24 protein-coding genes and 1 pseudogene are annotated in these 26,649 nt (G+C 59.2%); 9 read left to right on the forward strand and 16 right to left on the reverse strand.

Going from position 1 to position 26,649, the window contains the following annotated elements; all coding sequences use genetic code 11:
• Positions 1–141 precede the first annotated feature (141 nt).
• Both ACNYC6_RS27705 and ACNYC6_RS27710 read left to right on the forward strand, forming a co-directional pair.
• Positions 142–531: a c-type cytochrome gene (locus ACNYC6_RS27705; protein ID WP_419710085.1), complete on the forward strand. Its 390-nt coding sequence runs from the start codon at positions 142–144 to the stop codon at positions 529–531.
• 49 nt (positions 532–580) lie between these two features.
• Positions 581–2,071 (forward strand): aldehyde dehydrogenase family protein, encoded by a 1,491-nt coding sequence (locus ACNYC6_RS27710; protein ID WP_419710086.1) that lies wholly within the window; start codon positions 581–583, stop codon positions 2,069–2,071.
• Positions 2,072–2,101: 30 nt separating this feature from the next.
• Here the strand turns inward: ACNYC6_RS27710 and ACNYC6_RS27715 are convergent, their stop codons facing one another.
• The 3 genes from ACNYC6_RS27715 to ACNYC6_RS27725 all read right to left on the reverse strand — a co-directional run bounded on the left by ACNYC6_RS27715 (position 2,102) and on the right by ACNYC6_RS27725 (position 5,405).
• Complete coding sequence (locus ACNYC6_RS27715) at positions 2,102–4,489, reverse strand: DUF3772 domain-containing protein (RefSeq protein ID WP_419710087.1); 2,388 nt, start codon at positions 4,487–4,489, stop codon at positions 2,102–2,104.
• Positions 4,490–4,608: 119 nt separating this feature from the next.
• Entirely contained in the window at positions 4,609–4,860 is a 252-nt protein-coding gene (gene grxC, locus ACNYC6_RS27720; protein ID WP_416126732.1) for a glutaredoxin 3, read from the reverse strand.
• A 26-nt stretch (positions 4,861–4,886) separates the two neighbouring features.
• Entirely contained in the window at positions 4,887–5,405 is a 519-nt protein-coding gene (locus ACNYC6_RS27725) for a carboxymuconolactone decarboxylase family protein (protein WP_419710088.1), read from the reverse strand.
• A gap of 134 nt (positions 5,406–5,539) precedes the next feature.
• On the opposite strand from ACNYC6_RS27725, the gene ACNYC6_RS27730 reads away from it, so the two are divergent.
• The 3 genes from ACNYC6_RS27730 (at position 5,540) to mqo (ending at position 9,251) form a co-directional block, all read left to right on the forward strand.
• Entirely contained in the window at positions 5,540–6,352 is an 813-nt protein-coding gene (locus ACNYC6_RS27730) for a cupin domain-containing protein (protein ID WP_419710089.1), read from the forward strand.
• A gap of 94 nt (positions 6,353–6,446) precedes the next feature.
• Positions 6,447–7,373: a Gfo/Idh/MocA family protein gene (locus ACNYC6_RS27735; RefSeq protein WP_419710090.1), complete on the forward strand. Its 927-nt coding sequence runs from the start codon at positions 6,447–6,449 to the stop codon at positions 7,371–7,373.
• A 237-nt stretch (positions 7,374–7,610) separates the two neighbouring features.
• Positions 7,611–9,251, forward strand: coding sequence for a malate dehydrogenase (quinone) (gene mqo / locus ACNYC6_RS27740; protein ID WP_419713022.1), 1,641 nt, complete (start codon positions 7,611–7,613; stop codon positions 9,249–9,251).
• Positions 9,252–9,470: 219 nt separating this feature from the next.
• On the opposite strand, the gene ACNYC6_RS27745 is transcribed toward mqo, so the two are convergent.
• The 12 genes from ACNYC6_RS27745 to ACNYC6_RS27800 form a co-directional block, all read right to left on the reverse strand.
• Positions 9,471–10,667, reverse strand: coding sequence for a patatin-like phospholipase family protein (locus ACNYC6_RS27745; RefSeq protein WP_419710091.1), 1,197 nt, complete (start codon positions 10,665–10,667; stop codon positions 9,471–9,473).
• 145 nt (positions 10,668–10,812) lie between these two features.
• On the reverse strand, positions 10,813–11,391 hold the full coding sequence (locus ACNYC6_RS27750; protein ID WP_419710092.1) for a hypothetical protein: 579 nt from the start codon (positions 11,389–11,391) through the stop codon (positions 10,813–10,815).
• A gap of 102 nt (positions 11,392–11,493) precedes the next feature.
• A complete protein-coding gene (locus ACNYC6_RS27755) occupies positions 11,494–11,754 on the reverse strand; it encodes a hypothetical protein (protein WP_419710093.1) in 261 nt (86 codons plus the stop codon).
• A 156-nt stretch (positions 11,755–11,910) separates the two neighbouring features.
• A complete protein-coding gene (locus ACNYC6_RS27760; RefSeq protein ID WP_419710094.1) occupies positions 11,911–12,507 on the reverse strand; it encodes a cytochrome c3 family protein in 597 nt (198 codons plus the stop codon).
• A 9-nt stretch (positions 12,508–12,516) separates the two neighbouring features.
• Positions 12,517–13,002 carry a nitrate reductase cytochrome c-type subunit gene (locus tag ACNYC6_RS27765; RefSeq protein WP_419710095.1) on the reverse strand — a complete coding sequence of 162 codons (486 nt, stop codon included), beginning with the start codon at positions 13,000–13,002 and terminating at the stop codon, positions 12,517–12,519.
• Between the two features lie 11 nt (positions 13,003–13,013).
• Positions 13,014–15,518, reverse strand: coding sequence for a nitrate reductase catalytic subunit NapA (gene napA / locus ACNYC6_RS27770; protein WP_419710096.1), 2,505 nt, complete (start codon positions 15,516–15,518; stop codon positions 13,014–13,016).
• Positions 15,515–15,775, reverse strand: a complete 261-nt coding sequence (locus tag ACNYC6_RS27775; protein WP_419710097.1) for a chaperone NapD — start codon at positions 15,773–15,775, stop codon at positions 15,515–15,517. Before ACNYC6_RS27775 ends, napA begins: the two co-directional genes overlap by 4 nt.
• A gap of 33 nt (positions 15,776–15,808) precedes the next feature.
• Positions 15,809–15,976, reverse strand: coding sequence for a periplasmic nitrate reductase, NapE protein (napE, locus tag ACNYC6_RS27780; protein WP_419710098.1), 168 nt, complete (start codon positions 15,974–15,976; stop codon positions 15,809–15,811).
• 102 nt (positions 15,977–16,078) lie between these two features.
• The gene (locus tag ACNYC6_RS27785; RefSeq protein WP_419710099.1) at positions 16,079–17,815 is read right to left on the reverse strand and encodes an FAD-dependent oxidoreductase; all 1,737 of its coding nucleotides are present in this window, start codon (positions 17,813–17,815) and stop codon (positions 16,079–16,081) included.
• 76 nt (positions 17,816–17,891) lie between these two features.
• Positions 17,892–18,212: an NIPSNAP family protein gene (locus ACNYC6_RS27790; RefSeq protein WP_419710100.1), complete on the reverse strand. Its 321-nt coding sequence runs from the start codon at positions 18,210–18,212 to the stop codon at positions 17,892–17,894.
• The gene (locus tag ACNYC6_RS27795) at positions 18,181–19,956 is read right to left on the reverse strand and encodes an FAD-dependent oxidoreductase (protein ID WP_419710101.1); all 1,776 of its coding nucleotides are present in this window, start codon (positions 19,954–19,956) and stop codon (positions 18,181–18,183) included. The genes ACNYC6_RS27790 and ACNYC6_RS27795 overlap by 32 nt, the downstream gene beginning before the upstream one ends.
• A 32-nt stretch (positions 19,957–19,988) precedes the next feature.
• Positions 19,989–20,807 carry a shikimate dehydrogenase family protein gene (locus tag ACNYC6_RS27800; RefSeq protein ID WP_419710102.1) on the reverse strand — a complete coding sequence of 273 codons (819 nt, stop codon included), beginning with the start codon at positions 20,805–20,807 and terminating at the stop codon, positions 19,989–19,991.
• Positions 20,808–20,952: 145 nt separating this feature from the next.
• Between ACNYC6_RS27800 and ACNYC6_RS27805 the strand changes: the two genes are divergently transcribed.
• The 4 genes and pseudogenes from ACNYC6_RS27805 (at position 20,953) to ACNYC6_RS27820 (ending at position 25,042) form a co-directional block, all read left to right on the forward strand.
• Positions 20,953–21,726 carry an IclR family transcriptional regulator domain-containing protein gene (locus ACNYC6_RS27805; protein ID WP_419710103.1) on the forward strand — a complete coding sequence of 258 codons (774 nt, stop codon included), beginning with the start codon at positions 20,953–20,955 and terminating at the stop codon, positions 21,724–21,726.
• Positions 21,727–21,778: 52 nt separating this feature from the next.
• Positions 21,779–21,919: pseudogene (locus ACNYC6_RS27810) on the forward strand (short-chain dehydrogenase); the annotation flags it as partial.
• 319 nt (positions 21,920–22,238) lie between these two features.
• Positions 22,239–24,098 carry an ABC transporter ATP-binding protein gene (locus ACNYC6_RS27815; RefSeq protein ID WP_419710104.1) on the forward strand — a complete coding sequence of 620 codons (1,860 nt, stop codon included), beginning with the start codon at positions 22,239–22,241 and terminating at the stop codon, positions 24,096–24,098.
• A gap of 173 nt (positions 24,099–24,271) precedes the next feature.
• On the forward strand, positions 24,272–25,042 hold the full coding sequence (locus tag ACNYC6_RS27820; RefSeq protein WP_419713023.1) for a transporter: 771 nt from the start codon (positions 24,272–24,274) through the stop codon (positions 25,040–25,042).
• 257 nt (positions 25,043–25,299) lie between these two features.
• Here the strand turns inward: ACNYC6_RS27820 and ACNYC6_RS27825 are convergent, their stop codons facing one another.
• Complete coding sequence (locus ACNYC6_RS27825) at positions 25,300–26,595, reverse strand: OprD family porin (RefSeq protein WP_419710105.1); 1,296 nt, start codon at positions 26,593–26,595, stop codon at positions 25,300–25,302.
• Positions 26,596–26,649 lie beyond the last annotated feature (54 nt).

Here is a 26,649-nt window from a genome sequence, read left to right on the forward strand (position 1 = left end):
CACAACTGGCACGCAGGGCAAAACCTGCAAGCCAATGACCATCGACAATCCCGCTCAACCTGCCGAAGCACCGTGGTGTCGGCATCTTCAGTGTTGGCGTTCGTCTGCTGGCGAGCGCGTGGATTTTCAAGGTCGTTTCTTATGTTCACCGTCCTGCGTTTGCCCCTCATCGGTTTGTTGTCTTTCACCCTGGCCCAGGCCGCACTGGCGGCCGATTGCGCACCGGCCAAAAGCCGTGGCGCCGAAGTTTTCGCCAATGAATGCGGGGTTTGCCATGCCGTGAGCAAAGGCACGACCGGCATGATGGGGCCGAACCTGGCGGGTGTGATCGGGCGCAAGTCCGGCTCGCTGGAAGGTTTCAACTACTCGCAAGCCATGCGCAACAAGAACATCGACTGGCAAGCCGAGAACATCGAACAACTCATCACCCAACCCCAGGCCTATGTGCCTGGCACCTACATGCCCTACATGGGCATGGCCTCGGCAGATGATCGCCAAGCGGTCGTGTGCTTCCTCAAAGAACAACAGTAATCAGCCGGATCACCGACTGAACAACTCATCTGCATGAAAGGTGATTTTTATGAGCAACGTTGAAATTCTGCCGCAGGTCGCTGCATTCCTGGATCGTCGTCACGGCTGCTTCATTGATGGGCAGTGGGTGTTTGCCGAAGGCGACAGCATTGCCGTGGTTAACCCGGCCACCGGGCAAACCCTGTGCGAAACCCTGGATGCGCCGCTGGAAATCGTCGAACGCGCCGTGCAGTCGTCGCACACGGCGTTCAAATCCGGCGTGTGGTCTGCGCTGCGCCCGGCGGATCGCGAACGCATCCTGCTGAACTTCACCCGTCTTGTAGAAGAACACGCCGAAGAACTGGCCCAGCTGGAAACCCTGAGCCAGGGCAAGTCGATCAACATGGCTCGCGCCCTGGATTTGAATGCCACCGTGGAATTCATGCGCTACATGTCCGGTTGGGCGACCAAGATCGAAGGCCAGACCTTCGATGTGTCGATCCCATTGCCACCGGGTGCCAAGTTCACCGCGTTCACCAAGCGTGAACCAGTGGGTGTGGTCGTCGGCATCGTGCCGTGGAACTTCCCGCTGCTGATCGCTGCCTGGAAACTGATGCCGGCGCTGGCCACTGGTTGCACCGTCATCATCAAACCCGCAATGGAAACCCCGCTGACGGCCATGCGCCTGGCGGAACTGGCCCTCGAAGCCGGGATTCCCGCAGGCGTGTTCAACGTCGTGACCGGTGGCGGTGCTTCGGTCGGTGGCGTGCTGACCTCGCATCCGCTGGTGAGCAAAGTGTCGTTCACTGGCTCCACCGCCGTGGGCAAAAGCGTCGGCGTGGCGTGCATGGAAAACATGACGCGCTTCTCCCTGGAACTGGGCGGCAAGAACCCGATGATCGTGCTCGCCGATGCCGACATTGAAAAAGCCGTGCAGGGCGCGATTCTTGGCGGTCTGCTGAACAACGGTCAGGTGTGCGCGGCGGCTTCGCGTTTCTATGTGCACCGCTCGATTCACGACAAATTCGTCGAAGCGCTCGCCGCAGCCGTCTCGGCCATGCCGATTGGCGACGGCATGAACTGCGACGCAGCGATCAACCCGCTGGTATCGCGCAAGCAGCAACAAAGCGTGCTCAAGCACATTGAACTGGCCCGTCAGGAAGGCGCTCGGGTCGTGACCGGTGGCGAGTTGCTGGAAGGGGATGGCTTCTTCGTGCAGCCGACCATTCTGGCCGATATCGACCACAGCATGGCCGTGGCCCGCGAAGAAGTGTTCGGGCCGGTGCTGGGCGTGATGCCGTTCGACGATGAAGATGCCGTCATCGAACTGGCCAATGACAACCGCTACGGCCTGGCCGCCAGCCTGTGGACCAACGACTTGGGCAAAGCGATGAACCTGGTGCCGCGCATCGAGGCCGGTACGGTTTGGGTCAACGCCCACGTGCTGCTCGATCCGGCGATGCCGTTCGGTGGCGTCAAGCAATCGGGCATGGGCCGCGAATTCGGCCGCGCGGTGATCGAGGCTTACACCGAGCTCAAGTCGGTGTGCATCGCGCATTGATCCAGCGCACATCCACCGCGTGATCAGGTATCACGCGGTGGATGGCGGTTTCGCCAGTTCTATCCCGGCGGCGCTCAGCCGCTTGAGAATGTCGAACAGCAGCTCGCTCTTGATCGCGGTGACCATGCGCGGGCTGCTGACATAACCGGTGATGGTCAAGGTAATGCCTTCAGGCTTGAGCTGGCTGAAACGCACCACCGGTACCGGTTTGTCCAGAATGGTTTCGTGCTCGATGTAGGTGTTGTAGAGCAGGTCCCGCACTTGCTCGGGGTCGATGTCCAGCGGGAACATCAATTCAAGTGTCGCCACCCCTTGGGCGCTGCCGCCGAGGGTGACGTTGCGCAGGTTCTGCGAGATCAATTGCGAATTGGGCACGATCACGATCGAGCGGTCGGCCAGTTGTATTTCCGTGGCCCGCACGTTGATCCGGCGGATGTCACCCTCGACGCCGCTGATGCTGATCAGGTCGCCGACCTTCACCGGGCGTTCGGTCAACAGAATGATGCCGGAGACGAAATTCTTGACGATTTCCTGCAAACCGAAGCCGATCCCCACCGACAAGGCACTGACGATCCAGGCCAGATTGGTCCACTTGACCCCCAGCGACGACAGCATCAGCAAAACCACCAGGGCGTAGCCGATGTTGGAGAACAAGGTGCTGAGCGAGGCACACATGCCGGGGTCCATTTCGGTTTTCGGCAGGAATTCGTCGTCCAGCCAGCGCCGCAATGAGCGGATCAGGTAGATGCCGATGATCAGCGCGAGCAAGGCTTGCAACAGGTTGGCCGGGACGATGTTCAGTTTGCGCAGGCCGTCGCCGCCGAGGATGGCGAGGATGTTGGTGGCCAGCTGGCTGAGCGTCGATCCGACCCCGCCCACCACCAGCGTGATCAGCGCCAGCAGCAACAGTGTGGCGCGGCCGAAACCGGACAGTAGGATCGAAATCTGCTCCAGGCGTGTGTCGCCAATACCCAATAACTGCTTGAGCGCCTTGCCCGTGGAATAGCGGGGTGAAAACAGAAATTCGCAACCGTCCTTCACGATCTGGGTCAACAAGTAGAAGCCGGCAAAAATAATGAAGAACCACACCAGCTCGTACGTGATGAAGCGCGACAGCGACACATAGCCGATCAGCAAGGCAACGAGCGAAAGCACGATCGCAAGGGTGGCGAACGAATAAATCACCCCAGCCAGCGTCCGGCCCGCTTCCGGGGCGATGCCGGCGATGACCATGGCCCGGCGGGTCTTGCTGACGCGCAACAGCAGCATGGCGATCAATGACGAAACAATCAGTGCAACCAGGCCCCGGACAGAGATCACCGTCTGCGAACTCATGCCGGTGGCATTGGTTATTTGTGCCAGTGACACCAGCACCAGCAGCGCAAAGGATAACCGGACCGGGTAGGGTTTGATGGCCAGGGCGAGCGGGTCGGCAAAGGCCGGCAGTCGCCACGATGGGTGCTGCGTGGACAGTAACGCGCGGCTCAGGCCGGTGATCAGCACGCAGGTATAAACGATTTTTTCGAAGTCCTGGGAGAACCCCAACAGCTGCGGCGTCAGGGGCAGTTCACGGGTCACGGTGAAAAACAGCAACTGCAGGGCGATCCAGGCAGACAGTACCGTGGCCACAACCGAGGCCAGCGCCAGGGCACTGCGCCGCAGGCGACCTTCAGGCATTCGATGAATGCACAACCAGGTCAGTCCGCGTTCGGCCAACCGGCGACCGAAAATCCAGAAAAACAGGGCCACGGCGAGCAACAGGCTGGTCAGCAGACGTTCGCCCGGTTGCCAGGTGGCGGCTAGCGTGGCGCGGATCTGCTGGATGAAGGCGTTGAATTTTTGCCGGTCCTCTTGTGGCGGATTGAACAGGGGGGCCCAGAACCAGGGATTGAGCACGCTGCGGGTCTGCTGGGTCACTTCGGTTTCCAGCAGGTTGCGGCGGATGGCGGCTATCTGCAGCAGCAGTTCGGCGGCGCCGGTTTTGAGGGTTGCCAGGGTTTTGAGTCGGGAGTCGATGCGGTTTTTCTGCTCGGTCAGGGCCGTCCTCTGGTTGGCGATTTCGGATTTTTCCGACGCGGCTTCTGCCAGGGGCGTTGGCCCCAGCACACCCAGCTGCGCCTGCAATTGAGCCTGCTCGGGCAACAGCAGTGCCGTCAGCCGATCGACTTCCCGGATCAGTGCCTGGACCAGATCCTGCGGGGCTTCCAGCTGGCTGTAGTTGCTGACCAGGGACACCTGCTGTTTCAGGTTGCCGAGCTGGTTGAGCAGCGCATCCAGATCGCCTTCGGAAATGCTGACGGGGGTTCTCGTGATGCTGTTGACCGGAGCGTCTGGCACGGGCGCCGCCGAGAGCATCGCGCCGCTCGACGCGAACAGCAGCAACGCCATGACCATCATTAACTTCAATGCATTACGCATAGGAGCGCTCGACTGGTTGTTTGTCACTCAGCCTATGAGGTTAGGTCATGACTCACGTTATCGAGGCTTTTTTGGTCAAAAGATCGCAGCCTGCGGCAGCTCCCACAGAGGAATCGGGTTCAGGCCAGCATCGACATCAACCCACCCTGGCGATCCAGTTTGGCCAGATCATCAAAGCCGCCGATGTGCGCGTCGCCGATGAAAATCTGCGGCACGCTGCGGCGGCCGCTGCGCTCAAGCATCTCCTCAAGTTTGCCAGGTTCACGCTGAATGTTGATCTCGTGCATCGTCACGCCTTTGCTGGCCAGCAGTGATTTGGCGCTGCGGCAGTAAGGGCAGGTGTCAGTGGTGTAAAGGGTCACAGTGTTCATGCTCGTATTCTCCGCAGCGGGGTTGATCAGGCGCTGATGGCCGGGAAGTCGATATCGGTCAGGGCGACGTTGTTCAGGTAGTTGGTCAGCGTCTGCGAGGCCACGTGGGCGATCACTTCGATGATCTTCGCGTCATTGATCCCGGCGGCGCGGGCGGCGGCGATCTGATCGCTGCTCAGGTGGCCACGGCTTTCGGTGATCTGCCTGGCCAGCAGGGCATAAGCGTCGAGTTGGCCTTCACGGGCGCTGAGGATTTCCTGGCTGGAGAGTCCGGCCTTACCGGCAAACAGCGTGTGCGCCGCCAGGCAGTAATCACAGCCGTTGACCTGCGAGGTGGCGAGGGAAATCGCTTCCTTCTCCGTGGCGCTCAAGGATGTCTTGCCCAGTGCCGCCGAGTTTTGCAGGTACGAGGCCAGCACGGCGGGGGCGAGGGCCAATACGCGAAAGACGTTGGGCAGGAAGCCGATTTTCTTCTGCACGCCTTCCAGTAACGGGCGGGTGGTGTCGGTGGCGTGTTCCAGGCTGACAGGGACAATGCGGGTCATGGTGATTCTCCGAGGATCCAAGCGCGACAGGCGCTGGGTACGGAGTCCATGCTAGTGATTCGCTCTGGTCAATTGGATGCAAATCGTCGACGATATGCGACAGATCGTCCAGAACTGCTCCCGGGAGCCTCCCCATGGATCGCCTGTCCACCTTGCTCACGCATTTCGGCGTCAATGCCGGCACCTTCCACAGCGGCACGTTTTGCGGCACAACCGCCTTCGATGGCACTCAGGTGTGCGGGCATGTGCATTTGCTACAGGCCGGCGAGGTCGCGCTGAAGCTGGGTGACGAGCGCGAGTTGCAACTGACCGAGCCGACGCTGATCTTTTTTCCTCGGCCGTACCGCCATCGTTTGTTCGCCTCAGAGGCGTCCGCCACGCAGCTGGTGTGCGCCTCGCTGAGTTTCGATGGCGGCTCGGGCAATGCCCTGGCGTCGGCATTGCCGGAGTATCTGGTGCTCAAGCTCGATGAAATCCCCACTCTGGCCAGCACGCTGCAATGGCTGTTCGACGAAGCCTTCGCGGGCACCTGTGGCCGTGAAGCGGTGATGGATCGACTGTTCGAGCTGGTGGTGATCCTGTTGCTGCGGCATATCCTGAGCACGCGAAATCAGCAGCCGGGCATGATGGCCGGCCTCGCTGATCCACGGCTGGCAAAGCCCTTGAGCCTGATGCACGAAGCGCCGGGCAAGGCCTGGAGCGTGGCAGAACTGTCGACGCTGGCCAACATGTCACGGGCCAGTTTTGCGGAACACTTCAAGCGGGTAGTGGGGCAGGCACCGGTGGATTATCTGGTGAGTTGGCGCATCAGCCTGGCGCAGAAACGCTTGCGCGAAGGCAAGCCGATAGCGCTGATCGCCGAAGAAGTCGGCTACGAAAGCCCTTCGGCGCTGGCCCGGGCGTTTCGCCGCAAGACCGGGGTCAGCCCGCGCGAGTGGAGAGGGTGAATTTGCGGATTATTGATCGGCGAAAATGACTTCCGTGCAATACAAACGTAATCTCGCCAGTTCGCTGACCAAAAACAAAAATCAGGAGTCATTGATGCAACCGATCCGTCTCGGTCTGGTGGGCTACGGCAAGATTGCCCAGGATCAACACGTTCCCGCGATCAACGCCAACCCGGCGTTCCAGTTGGTGGCTGTCGCCACGCAAGGGCAGCCCTGCGCCGGGGTGGAGAACTTTCAGTCCCTTGGCGAGCTGCTCGAAAACGGCCCGCAGGTCGACGCGATTGCGTTTTGCACACCGCCGCAAGGGCGATTCGCCTTGGTGCAACAAGCGCTCGCCGCTGGCAAACACGTGCTGGTAGAAAAACCGCCATGCGCCACCCTGGGGGAAGCGATGGCGTTGGTGAGCCAGGCAGAAGAGCGAGGTGTCAGCGGGCTGTTTGCCTGGCATTCTCGCTATGCGCCCGGCATCGAAGCCGCCCGCGACTGGCTGGCCAGCCGCACCCTGCAAAGCGTACAGATCGACTGGAAGGAAGACGTGCGCAAGTGGCACCCCGGCCAGGCGTGGATCTGGCAACCCGGCGGCCTGGGCGTCTTCGATCCGGGTATCAATGCCTTGTCGATTGCAACCCATCTGCTGGCGCTGCCGCTGTTTGTCGAGTCCGCTGAACTGCGTGTCCCGAGCAATTGCCAGTCGCCAATTGCTGCTTCCATCAAAATGTCTGACGCACGTCACCTCGACATCTGCGCGGAATTCGATTTCGACCACGGTCATGACGAACTCTGGAGCATCGAGGTTCGCTGCAGCGAAGGCGTCCTGCGACTGGACAACGGTGGCGCACTGTTGAGCATCGACGGCGTGCGCCAAGCCGTCTCGGAAGAGGGCGAGTACGCGGCGGTGTATCGACACTTTCAACAGCTGATCGGCGACAAGGCCAGTGACTTCGACCTCCAGCCGCTGCGACTGGTAGCCGACAGTTTTTTTGTTGGCAGTCGTGTTTCGGTTGAAGCGTTTTACGATTAACGGCAGGGTTGGCCGTAATTAAATGCACTTTGGCATAAAAAGAAAGTAAAGACCCCCACAGGTTCGCTTGATCCTCGTTACCCTCATGTTCATCGGGTGTCGAGCGTGGGGGCAAGTCCGATTCACGTGACGCTTGATCTCGAAGTTTTCCGTCAGGTTTCCCCACCTACCACCAACGAGAGAGCCAACCGAGCGGCAGGGATGACCGTGAATTCGCGAGAGAGCCACATGATGAACATGAGAAAACTGAAACACGTCCTTGCCGGTTTAACCCTGTCATTTGGCGCTGTGCATGCGCACGCCGAAGAGGCCGGAAAAGTTGATGTACTGCTGATCGGTGGCGGCATCATGAGTGCGACTTTGGGCGTCTGGCTGCATGAGCTGGAGCCGGGGCTCTCCATGGAAATGGTCGAGCGCCTCGACGGTGTGGCGCTGGAAAGCTCCAATGGCTGGAACAATGCGGGTACAGGTCACTCGGCATTGGCCGAGTTGAATTACACGCCGCAGGACGAGAACGGAAAAGTCACGATCAACAAGGCTGTCGAAGTCAATGAAGGCTTCCAGCTGACCCGGCAGTTCTGGGCCTGGCAGGTCAGGCAAGGGGTGCTGAAGAATCCGCGCTCGTTTATCAATTCCACGCCGCACATGAGCTTCGTCTGGGGCGAGGACAATGTCCGCTTTCTGAAAAAACGTTATGAAGCGTTGCAGGCCAGTCCGTTGTTTCGCGGCATGCAGTATTCCGAAGACCCGGCTGTCATCAAAAAATGGGTTCCGCTCATGATAGAAGGGCGTGATCCGAAGCAGAAATTTGCCGCCACATGGAACCCCAACGGCACCGACGTGAATTTTGGCGAAGTGACCCGCCAACTGGTCGGTTACCTGCAAACCTCGCCGGGTTTTGCCCTGAAGTTGTCTAGCGAAGTGCAGGACATCAGCCGAAACGAGGACGGCAGTTGGCGCGTCAGCTACAAGAACCTCAAGGATGGTAGCGAAACCGTGACCGATGCCCGGTTCCTGTTCATTGGTGCGGGCGGTGGCGCGTTGAAGCTGTTGCAGAAGTCGGGCATTCCCGAGGCAAGGGAATACGCGGGCTTTCCGGTGGGCGGTTCATTCCTGGTTACGGAAAACCCGGCCATTACCGAGCGCCATCTCGCCAAGGCCTACGGCCAGGCTTCAGTGGGGGCGCCACCGATGTCGGTTCCGCACCTGGACACCCGCGTACTGGACGGCAAGCGTCTGATCCTGTTCGGTCCATTCGCTACTTTCAGCACCAAGTTTCTCAAGCAGGGTTCGTATCTGGACCTGCTCAGTACCACCACGACCGACAATGCGTGGCCCATGACCCGCGTTGGCATCAAGCAGTATCCACTGGTCCAGTACCTGGCGGGTCAACTGATGCTGTCGGACGAGGATCGTATCAATGCCCTGAAGGAATACTTCCCCAACGCCAAAGCCGAGGACTGGCGTCTGTGGCAGGCAGGCCAGCGCGTACAGGTGATCAAGCGTGACGAAGCGGCCGGTGGCGTCCTGAAACTGGGCACCGAGATTGTCACGTCCCAGGACGGCACCATTGCCGGGCTGCTGGGGGCATCCCCCGGCGCGTCGACCGCCGTCCCGATCATGGTGAGCCTGCTGCAGAAAGTCTTCAAAGACAAAGTGGCGACACCGGCGTGGCAGGAGAAACTCCATCAGATCCTGCCGAGCTACGGCACCCAGCTTAATGATGATCCGGAAAAAGTGGCGCAGGAGTGGGCCTACACCGCCAAGGTACTTGAACTGATACCGCCACCGGCGATCAGTCAGGTCGTCACGCCGAATGTTGAAAAAGAAGTAACCAGTCCCGGAAAGGACAATGCACCGGCTGACATGGCGTTGTGATTGAAAAAAGCCCGCTGGACGTAAATCGTCAGCGGGCTTTTCATCGCAAGGTCACCGCGCCAGGTTTGCACGCTGATTGACTAGGATCTTGCCTCGATGATGAAAGATTCAGAGGGCGAGGGGGCGAATGTGATGTTCGGACACCGGTAAAATTCCTTTTTATAAAGCGGTTTGTGAGAGACCAGACAAGCGAAAGACTGCCTCGATTTTTCGCGGGTTTTATTGTTTAGTGTTTTCCGTGTACGGCGATTTATGCCACGGATAACCCTTTGCGCTGAGTTGAAAGGCGTAATCGAATAGGCGCTTCATGTACTCGCCATCGAACTTTCGAAGGTGCGGAAAGTTGAAGTCGGAGCCAATGTACGCAAGATTGAAATCCGCGCCATCCTGCTGCGCCATACGGTAGATTCGCTCCAGGTCACTGATCCCCTGAGTTTGAATCAAAGCACTGATAGCGCGACCGCCGATGCTTAATGTACGGCGCTTGGTCCCGGACCACTGTGGCTCCAGTGTCCCGTTGCGAATGACATAGAAATGACGGTCGAGTCGCAAAGGGGCGCCGGTGGCTTTGCTCAGCGCCATCACCGTGTTAGGTGGGTATAGAAACACTTGAGTGATGACCCCGCCATCCACGTGCATTTCCTGGAACTGTTTGCCGTCAACCTCCACATCGATCATGACGGGTGAGACCGCACCGGGAATACTCATTGAGGCGAGCATGATGTTGCGAAAGAGTTCGAGCGCCCCCGGTGCTTTGCTGGCGGCAATAGCGCCCATGTTCCAGGTGACTGGCCGCCCTGAGTCAAGGTCAGTTGTGCCGATCAGCAGAATTCGTCCTTTGGAGTACTCCAGCGCAATCGCCGCAAGAATCTCTGCCGTGACGTATTTTGCGATGAGCCGCGACAGTGGCTTGCTGTCCGCGATACCGTCGCTGGCAAAACGCGTTAATACGTTTCGCGAATGAAAAATGTCTTTTGGACCGATTGCGTTGGAGACATAACGAATCACGCCGTCGTACTCAGGCCCCAGGTAAGCGAACGGGGCTACCAGGGCACCCGCGCTAATGCCGGTGACGACCTTGAACAGGGGGCGGGTCCCGTGTGTGGTCCATCCAGCAATCAACCCCGCTGCGAATGCGCCTGCATCTCCACCGCCGGAAACTGCCAGCATGTGTGCCAGCGGCAGGATATCGTGCGGCTTTCCGGCCTCGGCGAGCACCTGGCTCTCGCGTTTGTTGGACTGAACCGCATCCTCAATGAAAGGAGTCTGGTCATGGTCCAGCCTGTAGCGAGCATCAGGGATGCCCGGGATGATGGCTTTTTCCGTCAAGGTTGGTGGCACCGCGTCTCGGCGAGGCAGGCACGCTTGAAGAAACATGTCCAAAGAGGCGCCAGGTCTGAGCGGAAATGGTTTCAAATCGCCTCCTCCGGCCCTGCCGGTCGACAGCACACGCGCTCATCGTGAACAAGAAATTCCTGGTGCCCGAGATGAAACGGGTACTCCTTCGCCCCCGCACCCACCAGCAGACGCTCCGCCACAACAGGGACGCCGACGATTTATCCTACGTGAGTTGAAGTCTCTCCAATGCATAATCCTTGCCGGCCAAGGTCAGTTCAAACGTGGTGGCGCCGAACGTGCCCCGTGTCACTTTTTGCTCCACAAGACGTTTAGCCTGGAGTTGCTTCAGATCGGCTTCAACTTCCAATGTGGTGAGGGAGACAAGCTTGCAAATTGAATCCAAATTCGCAACTTTTCTGAAGTTCGCATGATAGGCCAAAGCTTCCATCAACAGCGTTTGGTTATCTGTCAGCTTTGGAAATTGAGGGTTGTTTTTTTTGTAAATTTTTCGCTCTATCTCGTGTAACTCACCGTCAGTTCCATCAGTGAAGCGGGCGTAATAGATCGCTCCAGACAACGTGCTGATTACAATCGCGATAACCATCAGCGACCAGTTCGGCATGGGTGTTTCCAGCAAGAGCCAATCCCAAAAGCTCAGCAGCCAGTCCGTGGTATTGGCTGACAATGTCAGGTCGAAGTGAGTGTCGAGCAGCTTTATGGCAACCCAAACGACAAGGAAAAATCCAGCCGAGTAGGCCATCGCCTTGAACCTGAACGGGGAATGCTTGCCTTGTACTGCCATGTTGCTCATCCCTAGTGCAGAACAGATGTCATCAGCATAGCAGTGGAAAAATGGCGCTCTGGCAGCCGGCCATGGCATCGCTTGACCCGACAGAGCCAACACTCATTTTATTTGGGTTCCAGGGACGAAAAGTTTACCGGGATCATCGAACTCCTTCAGGTCAATCAAGGCCCGGCAAACGCAATGTGAGAACTGCTTTTGCAGCGTATCGGGGTCTTTCCAGGCTATTTGCGAAGCTTGCAGACTTTTATTCTCGGGCGATTTGTAGCAGACACAATTGTCGAGTCGGGTGATGCCGTCATTTGTGCTCTGACAAGCAGTGGTCAGTAACGAGATCGCGATGAGCATTGCACAGCGTTTCATTGGCTCCCCTCCGAGACAGTTGTGAAGGGCTGACAAAGCAAATCGCGATCTGCTCAATAGGCCCGACATTAGCAGGAAGCTTAGCTGTCATTTTCCAGTACAGGCTTTCAAATCGCGACCAAACCTAGCCCCTTCATTGGCGCCGCAGGGCAGGCATCACCATCCTTTCACGCCACTCATGTCGGGCAGTTTGTGCGCAATGCCCTTGTGGCAGTCGATGCAAGTGGCCTCGCCATTGGCCAATGCGGTGGAGTGCATCGCCGCAGCGCGTTTACCCTGGCGGGTAAAGTCCATGAACTCGAAGTTGTGGCAATTGCGACATTCGCGCGAGTCGTTGGCCTTGAGCCTGGCCCATTCATGTTCCGCCAGTTCACGACGCAAGCTGAGGAATTTGTCGCGGGTATCGATGGTGCCGAACAGCTTGCCCCAGACTTCCTTCGAGGCTTGCATCTTGCGCGCGATCTTGTGCGTCCATTCATGGGGAACGTGGCAGTCAGGGCAACTGGCGCGCACGCCGGAGCGGTTGGTGTAGTGAATCGTGTCCTGCAACTCGACATAGACGTTGTCGCGCATCTCGTGGCAGGAAATACAGAACTTCTCGGTGTTAGTCAGCTCCAGCGCCGTGTTGAAACCTCCCCAGAAAATGATCCCGGCGATAAAGCCACCCAGCGTCAGAAACCCCAGGCTGAAATAAACGCTGGGTCGACAGAGGATGCCCCAGTAATCCTTAAGCAGGGCGAACAGTGCTTTCATGGCGCCTCCTCAAGGTTTCTGTGCGGCGTTGGCATCGTCTTGCAGGATTTTGTCGATGGTTTCAAAGGTGTTTCCCACCAGCGGCAGTACCTCCTTTTGCGTCACGTGGCACTGGGTGCAGAAGTAGCGCCGGGGCGAGACCGCCGCCAGCGCCTGGCCATCACGGTCCATGTAATGAGTGATGCTGATCATCGTCGCCTGGCTGCGGGCGCTATTGGCCCGGCTGTGGCAAGACAGGCACTTGTTGCCGTTCTTGTCGATCTGGTAGCCGCGAATGCTGTGGGGAATGGTCGGTGGCTGGTCAGGGTAGTTGCGCTCGCGCTTGAGATCCTTGTTTTCGTCGTTGGCCAGCGGCGGCGCGGGCATGTTCTGGGTCAGGGTGCCGCCGGGGCGGCGGCCATCGGGGCCCGGTGCATCCAGTGGGTAACTCACCTCGGCAGCAAGCACCACGCCCATTGCGGCAAGCAGAGCCAGTGGCAGGATTCGAAAAGTCATGACGGTTCTCCTCAAGCCGCGCTGATCAACTCGATGCGGATGGCGCATTTCTTATAGTCGGTCTGCTTGGAGATCGGGTCGGTGGCGTCGAGCGTGACCTTGTTGATCAGCTTGTTGGCATCGAAAAACGGTACGAACACCAAGCCACGCGGCGGTTTGTTGCGCCCACGGGTTTCAATGCGCGCGCGGATTTCACCGCGACGGCTGATCAGCTTCACCTCACTGCCGCGTCGAGCCTTCATGGCCTTGGCGTCCTCCGGGTGCATGTACACCAGCGCGTCGGGTACCGCTCTGTACAACTCCTCGACCCGTTGGGTCATGGTTCCCGTGTGCCAGTGTTCAAGGACCCGCCCGGTACTCAGCCAGAATGGGTAGTCGGCATCCGGGATTTCAGCCGGCGGCTCGTAGGGCAGGGCGAAGATGATCGCCTTCTTGTCCGGGTAGCCATAGAACTGCACTTCACTGCCGGTCTCCACGTAGGGATCAAGACCCTCGCGGTAACGCCAGCGAGTTTCCTTGCCGTCTACCACCGGCCAGCGCAGGCCGCGTTCACTGTGGTAGCGGTCGAAGGCTGCCAGGTCATGGCCGTGGCCACGACCGAACTGAGCGTACTCTTCGAACAAGCCTTTTTGCGCATAGAAACCAAAGGCCTTGGCTTCGTCGTTCTTGTAGCCGGCCTCGATCTGCTCGACGGGAAACTGGTCGACCTGACCGTTTTTGAACAGAACCTCAAACAGGGTTTTGCCTTTGTATTGCGGTGCCTTGGCCAGCAACTCGGCGGGCCAGGTTTCGTCGGTGGTGAAGCGTTTGGAAAACTCCATCAGTTGCCACAGGTCCGATTTGGCGTCCTCCGGTGCGCTGACCAATTGATGCCAGAACTGTGTGCGACGCTCGGCATTGCCATAGGCGCCTTCCTTTTCCACCCACATGGCGCTGGGCAGGATCAGGTCGGCGGCCTGGGCGGAAACGGTGGGGTAGACGTCCGAGACAATGACGAAGTTTTCCGGGTTGCGCCAGCCGGGCAAGACTTCCTGCATGATGTTCGGCCCGGCGTGCATGTTGTTGCTGGCCTGGGTCCAATACACGTTGAGGACGCCGTCCTTGAGCATGCGGCTCTGTTGCACCGCGTGAAACCCGACTTTCTCCTGAATGGTGCCGGCCGGCAGTTTCCAGATCTGCTCTGCGGTGGCGCGGTGCTTGGGATTGGTCACGACCATGTCGGCGGGCAAGCGGTGGGAGAAGGTGCCGACTTCCCGTGCAGTGCCACAGGCCGACGGTTGGCCGGTCAACGAGAAAGGGCTGTTGCCCGGCTCGCTGATCTTGCCGGTGAGCAGGTGGATGTTGTAGATCAGGTTATTGGCCCACACGCCGCGTGTGTGCTGGTTGAAACCCATGGTCCAGAATGACACGACCTTGCGCTCGGGATCGGCATAGAGTTCAGCCAGGGCCTTGAGGCGTTCCGAGGCAACGCCGGACTCTTTCGCGGTTCGCTCCAGGGTGTAGGGTTTGACGAACGCGGCGAACTGCTCGAAGGACATGTCCGTCCAGGTATTGGCCTTGTCGGCATTCTTCGCCTGTTTTTCCCGTGGATCGTCGGGACGCAAACCGTAGCCGATGTCATCGGCGCCTTTGGCGAAGCGGGTGTGCTTGCTGATGAAATCCTTATCGACCGCACCGCTTTCAATGATGTGGTTGGCAATGTAGTTGAGGATCAGCAGGTCAGATTGCGGCTTGAACACCATGGGAATATCGGCCAGTTCGAAGCTGCGATGCTCGAACGTCGACAGCACCGCGACTTTCACATGCGGCTGGCTCAGGCGCCGGTCGGTGACCCGACTCCACAGAATCGGGTGCATCTCGGCCATGTTTGAGCCCCACAGCACGAAGGCGTCGGTGGCTTCGATGTCGTCGTAGCAGCCCATCGGTTCATCCGCGCCAAACGTACGCATGAAGCCCATCACCGCGGATGCCATGCAGTGACGGGCATTGGGGTCGATGTTGTTGCTGCGAAAACCGGCCTTCATCAATTTGTTGGCGGCGTAGCCTTCCCACACCGTCCATTGCCCGGAACCGAACATGCCGATCGATTCCGGGCCTTTGTTCCTCAGGGCTTCCTTGTATTTTGCTTCCATGATGTCGAAGGCCTGGTTCCAGCTGATCGGCTGGAACTCGCCCTGTTTGTCGAACTGGCCGTTGGTCATGCGCAGCAGCGGTTGGGTCAGACGGTCCACGCCGTACATGATCTTGGAAAGGAAATAGCCCTTCACACAGTTGAGCCCGCGATTGACCTCGGCCTTGACGTCGCCATGGGTGGCGACTACCCGGTTGTCGCGGGTCGCGACCATCACGCTGCACCCGGTGCCGCAGAAACGGCAGGGCGCCTTGTTCCAGTTCAGGGTGACCATGTCCGCTTCGGTAATCAGGTTACTGGCGGACGTGGCAATCGGCAGGCCAGCGGCTGCAGCTGCGATGGCCGCGGCCTGGGCCTTGACGAATTCTCGGCGGGACATGCTCATTCGGTGTCTCCTGCGGGATCGAGGAGTTCGTGATAGATCAGCGCAGCGTTGAGCACACCCGGTAGATTGTTGATTTGCTCGATACGTTGCAGGATCTGGTTTTCGTGGCTGGCCTCAAGAACGACCACCAGTTTTCCGGCGGCACTTTCGTGATGTAATTCCAGGCCGTCCAATAGACGCAAGTTGGCTTTGACGGCGTCGAATAGTTCAGGTCGGGCAAGTACCAACAGGCTGGCTATATGCAGGGCTTCGTCCATGCGCTGACTCCAACAGACTCTGAAAGAGAACTATCAGTTAGGTGGCCCGGGCGGGCCGTAGAGCATTTGGAAAAACCAGATGAGGAAGCCGTAGCCGCCCACTATCACGACTGACAGCAGCGGAAAAAGGCAGACGACAAGAAAGGCAAACAGCCGGGTTTCCTTGCGGCGCTGTGATTTTTGTTCTTCAGCCAATGACATTGAAAATCTCCAGCCGAAACTTGCTTTGATACTAGATCAGTAGTTTAGGGGAGGATTTCTGCCATGAATGTTTCTCGACCAATGGTTAACGGCCCAGTGACTTTAGCCTTCGTCTCTTTTTTCCCAATCTGACAGACCTGCAAGTGTCCTTCCTGCGATGTAACCGAACGTCATGCCCGGCCCGAGGGTGATGCCACCGCTGGGGTAGAAACCGTTCATGATGCTGTTCATGTCGTTACCCACGGCGAATAACCCGGGAATCGGCGCTTCGTTGTCGTCCAATACCCGTGCACAGGCATCGGTGTGCAGCCCGGCGAAGGTGCCGAGGCTGCCAGGCACCAGCTTCACGGCGTAGAACGGTCCTTGCCGCAGGCTTCCAAGCGAAGGGTTGGGGCCATGGAGAATCTCCCCCTGGTTCTGGTTGTACAGCGACTCACCGCGTCGGAACTGCGGATCGCAGCCTTTCTCGGCAAATTGATTGAACGTGTTGACCGTGGCTTCCAGTTGCTGCGCATCAATCCCGCATTGGCGCGCCAGTCCCGCCAGGGTCGGATCCTTGAACAGATAGCCCTTGCGTATATAGGGCGCAGTCGGGAATGGAAAGGGTCTGGCCCAGCCCAGGCCATAGCGCCGTTGGGCCCGGTGGTCGCAGATCAACCAGGATACCGGGGGTTCTCCCGGTCCGCAGGCATCGAACAGTGCACACATATAGTCGTGGTAGGAGTCTGCCTCGTTAACGAAGCGTCGACCATCCTGACGCACCGCGAGAAAACCCGGTTTCGCCCGCTCCATCAAATGGGGGAAGCCACTGAAACCTCCGTCCTCTCGCGGCACGCGAGAGACAGGTGCCCAGGCAGCGGCATGGGGCAAGTCGCACGCAACGCGAGCGCCGACGCTTTCACCCAGGCGCAAACCGTCGCCGGTATTGCCTTTGGGCGCAGCGCTCAAGTGTCCGGCGCCATCCGGGGCATGGGCGAACTGCCGGGCAATCCGCTGGCGGTCATGGGGAAAGCCGCCGCAGGCCATCACCACTCCACGTCGTGCGCGGATGTCGATCAGGCGTGCGCTGCCCTCGATACGTGCGCCGACCACACGTTGATCTTCCTGCAGCAACTGCTGTACCCGCGTATCGGTCAGCAGGCGGATGTTACGGTCCAGTGCGCTTTTCAATAGCCGGGCGACCAATGCATTGCCGTTCACCAGGTGCATGCTCCTGCCGTGGCACATCAGGTCACGGGCATGGCGCAACAGGCGCTTGCCGGCATACAGCATCGAGGTTGCAGATCGGCTCGCATTGAGAAAGTGGTTGAGATCGGCGCCACCGGCAATACCCATGCCGGCAAGGCTGATGAGGTCAAGTGGACGCCGCAGCTTGTTGATCCAGGGGCCCAGCCGACGACCATCGTACGGCAGGGCGCAGAGCGAGCGACCACCCCTGGCATGACCTTCGCTGGCATGAAAGTCTGGCATCCTGCTACCGGAGAAAAACTGGACTTCGGTATGGCGTTGAAAAAAATCGACCATCTTCGGACCTTGCTCGAGGAACATCTCCATGCGTGGGTCGAGCACATCACTGTGCAGTTCATTGCGCAGGTAGATCTTCGCCTGCTCAAGCGTTTCCACTGTCCCCTCGGCGACCGCCAACGGGTTGCGGGGGATCCACAGCCAGCCGCCCGACCAGGCACTGGTGCCGCCGAGCACAGGCTCCTTTTCTACCACGATGACGTCGAGGCCAAGCTCGGCGCAGGTCACGGCACAGGCCAGGCCCGAGGCGCCGGAACCAATGACCAGGACATCGCAGATAAGGTCGTCGAGATTGTTCGACGGCAAGACGCTCATGGCGACCTCCATTGTTGTTTTTTGGGTGGGGAGGGGTTGGCCGCTCCCTGAAGGAAGCGGCGCAACGGGACGACGGTTACTGCAACGGTGAAAAGTCGGTGGGACGCAGCAGGCGCGACTCCAGCGTCACCACGGCGTCGAGTTCCTTGTTCTGCCGGGCAAAGTCCTGCCAGCGCGGATCGGCTGCCATGGCGTTGCGCCGGGCCATGCGATCGTCGAGGCTGGCGTAGGCCCAGACGTGCACCACTTGGTTGACCTCACCGATTTCGGTGGTGAAGAAACCGACCAGGTTGCCCAGGTGCTCCTGCTGAACAGCCAATGCTGCGTTCTTGTACAGGGCCAGCCAGTCACCCAGGCGAGTCGGTTTAATCGTGTAGGTGCGCAGTTCGTAGTACATGCTGTTCTCCAGTGTGGGGTTGTTGGGTTGTGTTGCGGTCCAGACGGGCAGCGATATCACTGGCGGCGAGGTAACCGAAGGTGATGCCGGGGCCAAGGGTGATGCCGGGACCAGGGTAGGTGCCGTCCATGATCGAATTCATTTCGTTGCCGGCGGCGTACAGGCCGGGGATCGGTGCGCCGCTGCGGTCGAGCACGCTGGCCTGTCCGTTGGTGACCAGTCCGCGGGCCGAGCCGAGATCTCCGGTAAACAGGCGAATCGCGTAATACGGCGCCTTGTGCAGCGGTTTCAGGCACGGGTTGGGTCCGTGAAGCGGGTCGCCCATGTAGCGGTTGTAAGCGCTGCTGCCTTTACCGAACTGACGATCGACGCCAAGGTCTGCATCGGCGTTGAACTGCGCCACGGTCTGCTCCAGGGCCGTGGCATCGATGCCACCTAGGAGGGCCAGTTCGGCGAGGTTGTCTGCGCGCAATAGATAACCGGCGTCGATCAACGCGCTGTTATCGACAGGTCGCGGGCGGGCCAGGCCCATGCCGTATCGGTTCAAGGCTTCGCTGTCGCAGATCAGCCAGCAGGGTGCATTGGCGCCGCGGTTGGCGAACATGCCTTCGACGAAGCAGTGGTAGGAGTCCGACTCATTGACGAAACGTCGCCCGGCGCGGTTGACCGCGATCACGCCGGGTTTGGCCCGATCAGTCACCAGATGCGGAAAGCGTTCGAGACTGCCGTCGGCTTTTCGCAGCACCGAAACCGGTGCCCAGAAGAAGTTCGCCGCGAGGTTGTTGCCGATGGCCGCGTTGACCGAAGCGGCCAATCGTTGTCCGTCACCTACGTTGGCCGGTGGCGACATGCTCCAGTGTTCCGAGTCCGTCGCTGGCCGCTGTTCAGCGGCTTGGGCGCCCGCGGCAAATCCTCCCATGGCTAACACCACCCCCCCTTTGGCGGATACCTTGCGGGTTTGCCCGCGCCAGGTGATCTGTACACCCTTTACGGTTCCCTTCTCGACAAGCAGCGTTTCGGGTTCCGCCTGCAGCCACAAGTCGACGCCATTGGCAAACGCGGTGGTTGCCAGCCGTGCGATCAAGGCATTGCCCACCGTCAGGCGTGTGCCCCGTGGATGGTTGAGGCGATCCAGGGCATATCGGCCCATCAGTTTCAGACAGTGCCAGAGCGATTGCGGCGAGCGCTTGAAGCTGAGGAAGTGCTGGATGTCGACGCGGTTGACCATCATGCCACCGAACAGCAGCATGCCGTCCGGAGGCCGCTTCAGGTCCTTGAAGTGCTCACCCAGCTTGCGCCCGTCGTACTCATCGATTTCCAGGGCGCGCCCGGTTTGCGTGCCGCCGGGCAAGTCCGGGTAGTAGTCGGGCGACAGAGGCCGCAGGCTGTATTTGAGCTCGCTGTGGGTCTCGAGAAAACTCAACGCCTGGCGGCCATTGTCGATGAAGGAATCGATCAACTCAGGGTTGTAGCCGGCACCAATCACTTGCTTGAGATAGCAACGCATCTCATCGGCGCTAAGGTGATGCCCAGCGGCCCGGGCCTGATCGGTATCGTGCAGCCAGATCGCGCCACCCGAGATCGCTGAGGTGCCGCCAAAGGTTTCGGTCTTTTCCACCAGCAAGACTTTGAGGCCGCGGCAAGAGGCGGTCACAGCCGCAGCGAAACCGGCGGCACCGCTGCCCAGGACAATCACGTCGTAGGCCAGGTCCGCACCGGCAGGGAAGGGGGTAGTCATGTTCATTGTCTATCGCCTGTCGAAGACACGGCCGCAGGTCAGATCTGCAGCGGTGTGACGCCCATGAAGTGGCCGAGGTTGCCCAGTTGCGCCAAGGCCATTTCCGGGCCGGTCTGGATCGGGCAACCACGGCTTTGGGCGAAGGCGAGAAACGGCGTAACGGCCGGTGAAGTCACGACATCGGCCACCAGCGTCGAGGTTTTCAAGGTTTGCATCAGGGTGTGCGGCAACGGTAGCGGGCCTTCATCGCTGGTAGCGCCCATGCCGACCGGTGAGGCGTTCACCACCAGATCGAAGTGCTCGAGCGAGACGGGGTTGGCGCTGATCACGATCTCGGGAAAGGCGTCGCGCAACAGTTCGCCGAGCATCTCGACGCGCTGCGCGCTCAAGTCGCTGATGACCAGATGACTGATCCCGGCCTGACACAGCGAATAAGCAATCGCACTACCGACACCGCCGGTGCCGATCACCAGCGCCTGCTTGCCCTGCGGATTGAAACCCTGCTGGCGCGCAGCACCGAGAAAACCTTCGCCGTCGACGATATCGCCCACCAGCCGGCCGTCGGCCTCGCGCCGGATCACGTTGATCGAGCCAAGTGCCGCCGAGCGCTCACTGACGCTGTCTAGGCGGCCGGCCAGTATCTGTTTATAGGGGACGGTGACTACGCAACCGCGCAGGTTTTGCCAGCCACGCAAGGTCTCGATGAAGTTCTGCAGGGCGGTCGGCGCAAGGTCGATGGCCAGCATGGCAACGTTTTGCTGGTGCTCACCAAACCAGCGGTTGAAGTTTTCCGGCGATTTCACCTGGGAAACAGGTGAGCCGACGATGGCGACCAGTTCAGTCGAACCCTGGATCATTTGATGCTCCCGCTTGTTGGCTGTGTTGTGGGGCCGATAGTGCAAGCGAGGAGGGAGGTGGACAATCAAGGTGCGGGGAGATCAAGTTGATAATCGCATCATCAATGCGATAATCGCATTATTTCTCTGAATGAGAGTAGGAGCCATGAAGCAACCCACTATCCATCAACGGGATTTGATCGCTGGGCTACAAAAGGGACTGGCGCTGTTGCAGCTGTTTTCCCAGGAGCATCCGCGTCTGAGTGTGCCCGAGGTGGCGCGCATGGCCGACATGACCCAGAGCGCCGCCCGGCGTTTTTTGCTGACGCTGGTACACGACGATTTCGCGCAGACCGATGGTCGCTTTTACTGGCTGACCGCCAAGACCTTGCGCATCGGCCAAGCCTACGTTGATTCGGCCGTGTTGCCGCGCATGTTGCGGCCGATCGTCGAGCAGGTGGCGCGAACCACTCAGGAGCATGTGTCGGTGGGCATTCGCGACGGGGATGACATCGTGCATGTGGTGCGCAGCCGCTACAGCCACATCACCTCAATGTCTATTCGACCGGGCTCACGTGTGCCGATGTATTGCACCGGCAGTGGCCGGCTATGGCTGGCGAGCCTGTCGGCGCAGGCGCTCGACGCGTATTTCGCACGCAACCCGCCACAGGCCATCACGCCTTATACCCTCATCGACGAAAACCGGATCCGCGCCGAAATCGCCTTGGCGGCGCAGCGTGGCTACGTGCTGGTGGACCAGGAATATGAGGTGGGCATGCGGGTGCTGAGCGTGCCGCTGATTGATCGGGAAGGGCAGTTGCAAGCGACCTTGACGCTCACTACCCATGCGTCACGAATGACCGTCGAGCAAATGCGTGAACGTTACCTGTCGGCATTGTATGAAGGTCAGGCACTGCTACGGCCGATCATGACGCTGTAGGCATGGGATACGGTGACAATCAGGCCTGCCTGGCGAATTTCGCCGACCCTCCTCCTTGGGCGGTATTCCACTGGGTCGTCCTAACCAGCCACAGGAGGTCGCTGACCTGATCAGTTTTTTGGTTTCATCCAAGGCTGGCGCGCTGACAGGTGTCGAGTACGTCATCGATGGCCGGACAATTCCGACGGCGTGACATTGCGACGTTGAGTCCGCACCGCCAGTGGGGCTATCGGGCTCACTGGCGAGGCACGCAGCTGAGATAAAATTCGCTCGGCGGGTCTTGATCTGAATATATCTCGGACCTCATTTAAACGATCATCTGCTCCTGGGGGCCAATAGCACCCCGTCGATGTCGACTGTTTTAGCCCCGCTGGCCGGGTCGCAGGCAACGTATATAGGCCCCGCACGCAGCAAATCAACCTGCCAACAGTGCCGTACCTCGACTTCGCAAAACCCTCAAAGCACCTGTTCAATGGCAGAATCTCCTCAACTTGATTGTTTTGGAGAACACCATGCTTCGTGCGTTTGAACGAAGACTCGACCCTTTTCCCCCTGATGAGGTACCACCGCCACCCAACGGCCTGGCTCGATTCCTGTGGGCCTGTACGCGGGGCGCCCGCGGTTACATCCTTGCGCTTACGTTGCTCAGTGCCGCTGTGTCGATTTACGAAGCCTGGCTGTTTTCCTTCCTCGGGCAAGTCGTAGACTTGCTCTCGACCTGGCAGGCAGGCGGTGAAGCTGCGGCGCAGGAAAGTCGTGTGTTGTGGGGCATGGGCATCGTCATGGTGACCAGTGTCGGGCTGGTGGCGTTGCGCACCATGGTGCAGCACCAGATATTGGCGATTAACTTGCCGTTGCGGCTGCGCTGGGATTTCCATCGCTTGATGCTGCGGCAAAGCCTTTCCTTTTTTTCCGATGAGTTTTCCGGCCGGGTCACTACCAAGGTGATGCAGACGGCGCTCGCGGTGCGCGACGTGCTGTTCACCCTCATCGAGATCGCCCCCGGGATCGGGGTATATTTCATCGCGATCATCGCACTGGCCGGCGGCTTCGCTCTGAAACTGATGCTGCCTTTCGTTGCCTGGGTCGTGTTGTTCGGGCTGGCCATGCTGTACTTCGTGCCCCGCCTGGGGAAGGTCGGGCAGGAACAGGCCAATGCGCGGTCGCTGATGACCGGGCGTATCTCGGACGCCTACACCAACATCACGACGGTGAAACTGTTCTCCCACTCCAATCGTGAAGCGCACTTCGCGCGTGCAGCGATGGAGGATTTCAAGCAAACCGGTTTTCGCCAGATGCGCCTGGTCAGTCAGTTCGAGATCGTCAACCAGGCATTGGTGGTGGCGTTGATCATGGCAGCAGGCGGTTATGCCCTGTGGTTGTGGCATCAGGGCGAGGTCGGCGCAGGTGCCGTGGCGGCAATCACCGCCATGGCGTTGCGTATCAATGGCATGTCGCACTGGATCATGTGGCAAATGACCTCGCTGTTCGAGAGCATCGGCACGGTGCAGGATGGCATGGCGACGTTTACCCGCGGTCCCAAGGTGCAGGATGCGCCGGACGCGGGTGTGTTGGTGACCTCCGGCGGGGCGGTCACTTTCGATAAGGTGAGCTTCAACTACAGTGGCGAGCGCCAGGTGCTCGATGGCCTGAGCCTGAACATTCGCGCGGGCGAAAAAATCGGCCTGGTCGGCCGCTCTGGCGCGGGCAAATCTACGCTGATCAACTTGCTGCTGCGCTTCTATGATGTCGACAGCGGGCAGATTCGCATCGACGGGCAAGACATCGCAAAAGTGACACAGGACAGCCTGCGCAGCGCCATCGGCATGGTCACCCAGGACACTTCCCTGCTGCACCGTTCCATTCGCGACAACATCGCCTACGGCCGTCCCGATGCGACCGACGCTCAAGTGCGCGGCGCCGCGATGAGTGCCCAGGCCCATGAGTTCATCAGCCAACTGAGCGACCGACAAGGCCACACCGGCTACGACACCTTGGTGGGTGAGCGCGGCATCAAACTGTCGGGCGGCCAGCGCCAGCGCGTCGCCATTGCCCGGGTGATGCTCAAGAACGCCCCGATCCTGCTACTTGACGAGGCTACCAGCGCGCTGGACTCGGAAGTCGAAGTGGCCATTCAGGAAAGCCTCGATGAAATGATGCAAGGCAAGACTGTGATCGCCATCGCCCATCGGTTGTCCACGATTGCAGCGATGGATCGACTGGTTGTCATGGATGACGGACGCATCCTCGAACAGGGCACCCACACCGAATTGCTCGCGAAGAACGGCATCTATGCGCGGCTGTGGCAGCATCAGAGTGGCGGGTTTCTGGGTGAAGATCAGGGCGTGGTCGAGGCGATGGATCAGGTGTGAGCGTGTAGGGCGCGGGGCATGATCGTCACATCGCCGAGAGGCTTTAATTTTTTGGGACGATTGCACATTGATCACTGTTGCCTAAGCTTACCCACTGCTTTGTCGATAACAGGTGATGAGTGATGGGTTCAGAAAAGCAATGGCGATACACCTCTTCGGCACTGTTTGTTTCGATGTGCTTTGTGCCCATGGTTCAGGCTGAGGATTCGGCAGAGCTGGCAAAGAAAGCGCTCAACCCGGTCGCGGCCATGTACAGCCTGCCGGTGCAGTACAACTGGGATCAGAAGATGGGGCCGACCGGTGACGGCATGCACAGTGTCACCAATATTCAACCCGTGCTGCCGTTTACCCTTAACGATGACTGGAACCTGATTTCCCGCACCATTTTGCCCGTCATCGACCAGCACGGCTTGGCGCCGAATGGCGCGGCGGACAAATCCGGCGTCGGCGATATCACACAGAGCTTTTTCTTCTCGCCCAAACAACCCACGGAAAGTGGCTGGATACTCGGGGCCGGCCCGGCGATATTGATCCCCACGGGCAGTGATGAGTTGCTCGGTAGCGAGCAATGGGGGATAGGTCCGACAGCGGTTGCCCTTAAACAGGAAAATGGCTGGACGCATGGCATCCTGGCCAATCACATCTGGGGCCTGGACGGCAGTCCACCGGATGACAAGGACAAGGTGAACCAGACCTTCCTGCAACCTTTCCTTTCCTACACCACCAGTACCCTGACCACGTGGGGTGTGAACACCGAATCAACCTACAACTGGCAATCACGTGAATGGTCGGTGCCGGTCAACCTGACGGTTACGCAATTGCTGAAAATCGGCGGTCAGCCACTGACGGTGCAAGCGGGACCACGTTACTGGCTAGACAGCCCTGACGATGGCCCACAAGGTTGGGGCTTTCGTTTCGCCATCACCCTGTTGTTCCCTCGCTGAAAAAAAACCGCTGGCCAGCGGGTGTCACTCCCGTTGGCCAACGCTTGTTAAAGAGTTTGCAGAGTTGACATGACCCGCACTTGCATCGACCGAACCGCCGCCGCGACGGAACTGCATTAATTGCGGCATGACGCCGCTGCGTCCATGGCGTTGGATCATTGAGTCGTGCCTGATACCCCGGGCGGGACATCTCGCTGGGTTCGGCCAACTCATCCAACATCAAGTATGGCGATGGCGGCGTGTTTATCCGGGGCGCATCACAACAACGATATCGGGTAACTGATGAAGATTCGGTTTTCGTCAAATTCGTTGGTGCTGAAGTTCTTGCGGATACTGGAGTTTCTCCATTTCACGCTGAGGTTTTTAAGGGCGCCGGACTGAACCACATACGCCAGCTCCGTTTCGCGGCCCCATTCCTTGCCATCGGTGATCGCGCCCGTGTGTACGTTGTCGCCGCTGATGTAGCGGTTCATCATTGTCAGCCCGGGGACGCCCACTGCGACGAAGTTGAAGTCATGGCGAACCTGCCAGGAACGCTCCTGTGCGTTGTCATAGCTGGAGTTGTAGCTGTCGTTCGCCAAGGTGCCGCCGCTGGCACCGTTGACTCGCATCCAGGCGCTGTCTCCGGTGAGCTTTTGAAGGCCCACATAGAAGGTGTTGGCTCCAAGTTTTGCAGAAAACAGGCCGAACGCGGTCTTGTTGTCCAGGTCTCCGGCCAGGCTGGCGCCGTTTTCCTTACCCGAGAAAAAACCCATATTGGCGCCCAACGTCCAGTCACCCACGGGTTGGCTGTGATTGAGGCTGAAGTATTGCTGCTGATAGATGTCTTTAAGTTCGTCGTACCAGAGGCCAACAGTGGTGCGTTTTTCGTTGAAAGTGTATTCACCGCCACCGAAGTTGAATCGGTCGGAGGTGAACGCAGGTTTTCCGTTCATGGACATGTCTTCCATGCTGGCGTCATTGCGCGGGCTGTTCTGCCGGAACTGGCCGCCATATAACGTCAACCCGCCGACCTCCTGGGAGGTGACCTGAGCACCACGAAAGGTCTGTGGCAACGAGCGGCCGTCATCAGAACGCAGAATCGGCAGGGTACTGACCCATTCCCCGACTTTAACCACTGTTTTTGAAACCTTGGCCTTGGCGGCGACCCCCAGGCGTCCAAAATTGTCGGCAGGACGTCCATCGCTGCCGACGGGCAAAAGTTGCGTGCCGCTAGTGCCTTTGCCCCCGTCGAGTTTCTGCGAATAAAGGCCCAGTACATCGACACCGAAACCTACCGGCCCTTGGGTATAGCCGGAGCGGGCATCGAGGATGAAACTTTGCGTCCACTCCTCGGCCTTGTTTTGTGGTGCGGCAGCATTCGGGTAGGCGGGGTTGACGAAGTTGCGATTGAAGTAGGCGTTGCGCAGATTGAGCGTGGCGGTAGAACCTTCGATAAAACCACTGTTTTCATCGGCATGGACGACCGTTGACGCGGCGGCACCGAGTGCCAGGGTCAGGCCGATCAATGAGTATTGTGCGGGCACGTTACGGCGAAAATGAGTGTGGCGCATGCTGTGATCTCGCGTTGAATTATTATTTTTTTCGGCACTTTTTTGCTGCCGGCG

This window comes from Pseudomonas sp. NFX224, assembly GCF_048565165.1.
In the GTDB taxonomy this organism is placed as follows: Bacteria; Pseudomonadota; Gammaproteobacteria; order Pseudomonadales; family Pseudomonadaceae; genus Aquipseudomonas.

What these genes read in the sequence shown, in the direction of transcription:
- ACNYC6_RS27705 (WP_419710085.1), top strand. Translation starts at nt 142, where the DNA reads ATGTTCACCGTCCTGCGTTTGCCCCTCATCGGTTTGTTGTCTTTCACC.
- ACNYC6_RS27710 (WP_419710086.1), top strand. Translation starts at nt 581, where the DNA reads ATGAGCAACGTTGAAATTCTGCCGCAGGTCGCTGCATTCCTGGATCGT.
- ACNYC6_RS27715 (WP_419710087.1), bottom strand. Translation starts at nt 4,489, where the DNA reads ATGCGTAATGCATTGAAGTTAATGATGGTCATGGCGTTGCTGCTGTTC.
- grxC (WP_416126732.1), bottom strand. Translation starts at nt 4,860, where the DNA reads ATGAACACTGTGACCCTTTACACCACTGACACCTGCCCTTACTGCCGC.
- ACNYC6_RS27725 (WP_419710088.1), bottom strand. Translation starts at nt 5,405, where the DNA reads ATGACCCGCATTGTCCCTGTCAGCCTGGAACACGCCACCGACACCACC.
- ACNYC6_RS27730 (WP_419710089.1), top strand. Translation starts at nt 5,540, where the DNA reads ATGGATCGCCTGTCCACCTTGCTCACGCATTTCGGCGTCAATGCCGGC.
- ACNYC6_RS27735 (WP_419710090.1), top strand. Translation starts at nt 6,447, where the DNA reads ATGCAACCGATCCGTCTCGGTCTGGTGGGCTACGGCAAGATTGCCCAG.
- mqo (WP_419713022.1), top strand. Translation starts at nt 7,611, where the DNA reads ATGAGAAAACTGAAACACGTCCTTGCCGGTTTAACCCTGTCATTTGGC.
- ACNYC6_RS27750 (WP_419710092.1), bottom strand. Translation starts at nt 11,391, where the DNA reads ATGGCAGTACAAGGCAAGCATTCCCCGTTCAGGTTCAAGGCGATGGCC.
- ACNYC6_RS27755 (WP_419710093.1), bottom strand. Translation starts at nt 11,754, where the DNA reads ATGAAACGCTGTGCAATGCTCATCGCGATCTCGTTACTGACCACTGCT.
- ACNYC6_RS27760 (WP_419710094.1), bottom strand. Translation starts at nt 12,507, where the DNA reads ATGAAAGCACTGTTCGCCCTGCTTAAGGATTACTGGGGCATCCTCTGT.
- ACNYC6_RS27765 (WP_419710095.1), bottom strand. Translation starts at nt 13,002, where the DNA reads ATGACTTTTCGAATCCTGCCACTGGCTCTGCTTGCCGCAATGGGCGTG.
- napA (WP_419710096.1), bottom strand. Translation starts at nt 15,518, where the DNA reads ATGAGCATGTCCCGCCGAGAATTCGTCAAGGCCCAGGCCGCGGCCATC.
- ACNYC6_RS27775 (WP_419710097.1), bottom strand. Translation starts at nt 15,775, where the DNA reads ATGGACGAAGCCCTGCATATAGCCAGCCTGTTGGTACTTGCCCGACCT.
- napE (WP_419710098.1), bottom strand. Translation starts at nt 15,976, where the DNA reads ATGTCATTGGCTGAAGAACAAAAATCACAGCGCCGCAAGGAAACCCGG.
- ACNYC6_RS27785 (WP_419710099.1), bottom strand. Translation starts at nt 17,815, where the DNA reads ATGAGCGTCTTGCCGTCGAACAATCTCGACGACCTTATCTGCGATGTC.
- ACNYC6_RS27790 (WP_419710100.1), bottom strand. Translation starts at nt 18,212, where the DNA reads ATGTACTACGAACTGCGCACCTACACGATTAAACCGACTCGCCTGGGT.
- ACNYC6_RS27795 (WP_419710101.1), bottom strand. Translation starts at nt 19,956, where the DNA reads ATGAACATGACTACCCCCTTCCCTGCCGGTGCGGACCTGGCCTACGAC.
- ACNYC6_RS27800 (WP_419710102.1), bottom strand. Translation starts at nt 20,807, where the DNA reads ATGATCCAGGGTTCGACTGAACTGGTCGCCATCGTCGGCTCACCTGTT.
- ACNYC6_RS27805 (WP_419710103.1), top strand. Translation starts at nt 20,953, where the DNA reads ATGAAGCAACCCACTATCCATCAACGGGATTTGATCGCTGGGCTACAA.
- ACNYC6_RS27815 (WP_419710104.1), top strand. Translation starts at nt 22,239, where the DNA reads ATGCTTCGTGCGTTTGAACGAAGACTCGACCCTTTTCCCCCTGATGAG.
- ACNYC6_RS27820 (WP_419713023.1), top strand. Translation starts at nt 24,272, where the DNA reads ATGTGCTTTGTGCCCATGGTTCAGGCTGAGGATTCGGCAGAGCTGGCA.
- ACNYC6_RS27825 (WP_419710105.1), bottom strand. Translation starts at nt 26,595, where the DNA reads ATGCGCCACACTCATTTTCGCCGTAACGTGCCCGCACAATACTCATTG.